This is a genomic window from Bacteroides rodentium JCM 16496 (assembly GCF_000614125.1).
GTDB classification, from domain to species: domain Bacteria; phylum Bacteroidota; class Bacteroidia; order Bacteroidales; family Bacteroidaceae; genus Bacteroides; species Bacteroides rodentium.
The window spans coordinates 1-4,098 of the sequence record NZ_BAKJ01000108.1 but is presented as its reverse complement, the minus strand read 5'-3'; the positions used below and the strand labels follow the sequence as shown (position 1 = coordinate 4,098).

3 protein-coding genes and 2 pseudogenes are annotated in these 4,098 nt (G+C 43.5%); all 5 read left to right on the top strand.

What is annotated here, in order from left to right:
* The coding region (locus tag JCM16496_RS24450) for an RHS repeat-associated core domain-containing protein (RefSeq protein ID WP_244440529.1) at nt 1-933 on the top strand (933 nt) is incomplete at its 5' end.
* 1 nt (nt 934) lies between these two features.
* The gene (locus tag JCM16496_RS20705) at nt 935-1,387 is read left to right on the top strand and encodes a hypothetical protein (RefSeq protein WP_025836390.1); all 453 of its coding nucleotides are present in this window, start codon (nt 935-937) and stop codon (nt 1,385-1,387) included.
* Between the two features lie 49 nt (nt 1,388-1,436).
* Nucleotides 1,437-2,376 (top strand): annotated as a pseudogene (locus JCM16496_RS24445) (RHS repeat-associated core domain-containing protein); the annotation flags it as partial.
* Between the two features lie 698 nt (nt 2,377-3,074).
* A complete protein-coding gene (locus JCM16496_RS20690) occupies nt 3,075-3,335 on the top strand; it encodes a hypothetical protein (protein ID WP_025836389.1) in 261 nt (86 codons plus the stop codon).
* Nucleotides 3,336-3,383: 48 nt separating this feature from the next.
* A pseudogene (locus JCM16496_RS22475) lies at nt 3,384-4,098 on the top strand (hypothetical protein); the annotation flags it as partial.

Genomic DNA, 4,098 nt, shown 5'->3' with positions numbered 1-4,098 from the left:
TTGAGTGACAGCAAGTATCACTACTACTTGAAGGACCATCAAGGTAACAATCGTGTTGTGATTAACCAGAGCGGAAGTGTGGAGGAAACTAACCACTATTATCCTTTCGGCGGTGTCTTTGCAAGTACTACGAATGTCCAGCCTTACAAGTATAATGGTAAGGAGTATGACACGAAGAAGGGTTTGAACTGGTATGATTATGGTGCGCGTCATTATGATGCAACGTTAGGACGGTTTACAACGGTTGATGTTTTATGTGACAAGCATTTCGAAATATCTCCTTATGCTTATTGTGGAAATGAGCCTATCGGTCGCATTGATCCGGATGGAAATGATTGGCGTGTACAAACCCATTACAATCGTGAAACAGATAAGATAGAATATCAAATCACAGTAAGAGCGGCTTTAATAAATAATTCCAGCAATAAGAAACTTGATATTAAGACTTTGGCTGGGCAAATAGTAGAGCAAGTGAATACTGCATATACAATTTCAGATGACAGCTTTGTCTCGACTATGGATATGCGATTGAGAGTTGTCGATTCGGTGGATGATATAAAGGATAATGAACATGTTTTCCAGATAGTTGACCAAAGTAAGTTAACAAAAACTTCCGGTAGTGTAGTTATGGCTGAAACCTATGGAAACAGTCTGGATATAAAAATCGGAACGAAAGCGGTTTCCAATATGCTGAACAATGATGATAATCGGACTTTCGCCCATGAACTTGGTCATTCAGGAGGACTGGGACATACGATGGATGTGGAAAACTTGATGACACAGAAAAAAGCTATTCAGAAACTTGATGGAGATTACCTTAAGGCAACTCAGTTGAATCATTCTCAGATACGGACAGTCCGAGATAATTACATCCATAACAAGTTGAATAGGCATATTCCAAACTGGAGACAAAAACTTAAAAGGAGGCAGTAACATGAAAACGCGTATATTTATTTGTATAATCATGCTTGCCATGCTGGTGGGGTGCATTGGGAATTCAACCTCAAAGAAGGATTTTATGATTCGGGTAGATACTGGTTATAAAGAACGTACCGGTAAAGATTATATCCAATGTTGGGTGAATGACAGCCTTGTTTTTAATGGACTGTATGTGAACAAGACGGATGATCAAATATTGGACTACCATGAGGACTGGCTTGGAATGGAAATTACTCGCTTTGACAAGAGCGGATATGATAGCTTAAAAATAAAAATACGTGTCACATCTTTGGATACTGTATTATATTGTGGAAAAAGGGTCATAGACAGTACGTTCCAATATCGGATTGATAATATTCCCAATATTGTAATTTCATGTAGTTCCAGCGCTGGTATTTTGTTGTGGGATACTTTACGCACACCTGATTATTTTTGGCTCGAATATTGATATATAAGAATCTTTGATTAGATAAACTAAATGATTCCCTGCTTATGTCATTGGATGTCAGCAGGGAATTTCATATAGTATTTCTATGATAAGATTTTCTATCTGTGGCTACAAGTTCACCTACGGGCTGTAGAGGATTTTGAACGCTACCTACGGAGAAATTACCAGCATCAGTACGAACGCCAGCCGTTTCAGCAAGAATGTAACCGGCTATGACAAAATAGCAGCATCAAGACCCTACAACGCAACGGACAAACCGCTGTCTTTGCATACGGCCTGATTGATAACCTGACTTATACGCTGAACGGTAATCAGTTGCCCCATGTGGACGATGCTGTAACGACTTCTGCCTACAACGGCGGCTTCAAGTTCAAGGACGGCGTGAAGCAGGTAAATGAATACACTTACGATGCCAACGGGAATTTAACTAAAGATTTAAATAAGGGAATCACCAACATATCGTATAATTGTTTAAATTTGCCCAGTGTGGTGACGTTCAGTGACGGCAGTACCATCACCTATACTTATGCAGCCGACGGCACAAAGCTGAAAACGGCTCATAAGATAGGAAGTGCCACCACCACGACGGATTACTGTGGAAATGTGGTCTATGAAAACGGAGTCCAGAAGCTGCTTCTTATCGAAGAGGGTTATGTTACACTGAGCGCAGCAAGTATCACTACTACTTGAAAGACCATCAAGGTAACAATCGTGTCGTGATTAACCAGGGCGGAAGTGTAGAGGAAACTAACCACTATTATCCTTTCGGTGGTGTCTTTGCAAGTACTACGAATGTCCAGCCTTACAAGTATAACGGTAAGGAGTTTGACACGAAGAAGGGTTTGAACTGGTATGATTACGGAGCACGTCATTACGATGTTACGTTAGAGAGGTTTACGACAGTTGACCCTTCTGCCGAAAATTATTTCAATTCCAGCCCTTATGCTTATTGCGGGAATAGTCCTATTAATCGGATTGACCCTGACGGGATGGACTGGTATGAAAATACCAATGGCGACTTGCGCTGGCAGGAAGGCAGTGAGACTCTGGAAGGTTACACCAACATCGGTTCTTGTGCTTCTATCCGGTTCGGCAATGACAGCTATCTGAATTTCTATCAGAACGGTGGTGTAAAGGCCAACCAGGCAGTCAACGCTTTCGACCTGATAGCTTCGGACGGCAAGCTTCAGAACTTGTTTTTGGGAAAGGACAGTCCTCTGTCTGAAGATTCCAAGTCTTCCTTGTTCAACTCCTTGAACAGCCGTTCCCTGGATGCCATTGCCAGACCGATAGGTGAAGCTGTGGTCGGCTTGGGAGCAGGGGAGTTGGGCGGTGCCCTGCTGGGAAAGGCTGTCGGCTGGGCTGTAGGAAAAGTGGCGAAATCTGTAGTGGCTGAGGTCAATACTATTAAAAGCATTGAAACTGCTAATGGTATTAGTGTAGCAGGATTTACAAAACACGGGGTTCATCGTGCTATTGAAAGGGGAGTAAACTCTGATGCTGTGTTAGATGCTTTGAAAAATCCTTTAAAAATAGGTAGTATAGTTGTGGATCAGTCAGGAAGACAAAGCCAACGCTTTGTTGGTAGATATTGTGAAGTTGTTGTAAACCCTGGGACTGGAAAAATAGTTTCTATAAATCCAACTTCTTCTGCTAAGGCAGCTAAACTTTTAAAACAAGTAGGAAAATGAAATTAAGATTGAGCGACAAATTGTTTGATTATTTAGATTATAATTGGTGTAAAGAGCATGATGGCTCATGTTTTGAACAATTTCGCAAAAATAGAGCTGCTAATATTGTCGTGATAGAGATGGATGAAGATATGGCAGACTTGATATATGATTGGGCTAATGAGCAGTTATGCCTGAAGGGATTCGATGATAATTATGAGTTAAATAATGAAGGTAAAATCTTGGAAGAGATTAGTGACTTGTTTTTAATAAAATAATTTCCCGTCGCAGCGGATGTTATCCATCTGTTGCTTCTGAGTCTTCGAATGATTCCCTGCTTATGTCCCCGGATGCAAGCAGGGAATCTACGTTTCTACCCATCTGCCGCTTCTGAATATTCAGGCACCTCTTCCTACCGCTACGAGTATGACAGTTTCGGTCGTTGCTCCAAGAAGTGGCTTCCGGGAGCCGGTAGTACGGACTATACAGAACACGTCTACGACCTTGCCAGCAGTATCCTCTCCCTGCTTGGCGGTACGGGTAAGGTATATGTTGCCAACCATTATGACGTCAAAGGGAGGGTGACACGTACCGCCCGTTCGCAGCCGGACTTCTGCCTCAAGCAGGAGACTGCCTACACCTTTACGGGGAATCCTCAGACCGTAAACGAATGGCGCTACAAGAACGGTACGCCTACCGTAAGCGGGAAATATACCTATGCCTACGACTCGTGCGACCGCCCGGAAAGCGTGAAGTTTGACCTGAACCACAGCGGGACATCCATCACACTGGCAGCCTACACGTATGACAAGTTCGGCAGGCTCCAAAGCTGGGAGTTCCATGGCGCAAGTGCTGACAAGCTGACCTACGCCTACAACCTCCGCGGCTGGCTGACGGGTATCAGCGGAAGTAAGTTCACCCAGACTTTGTATTACAATACCGGCACCGGTGCTGCTAAGTACAACGGCAGCATCAGCAGCATGACGTGGAAGGCCGGGGATGAAAGCACCGTCCGCGGCTACAAGTTCACCTACGACGGAC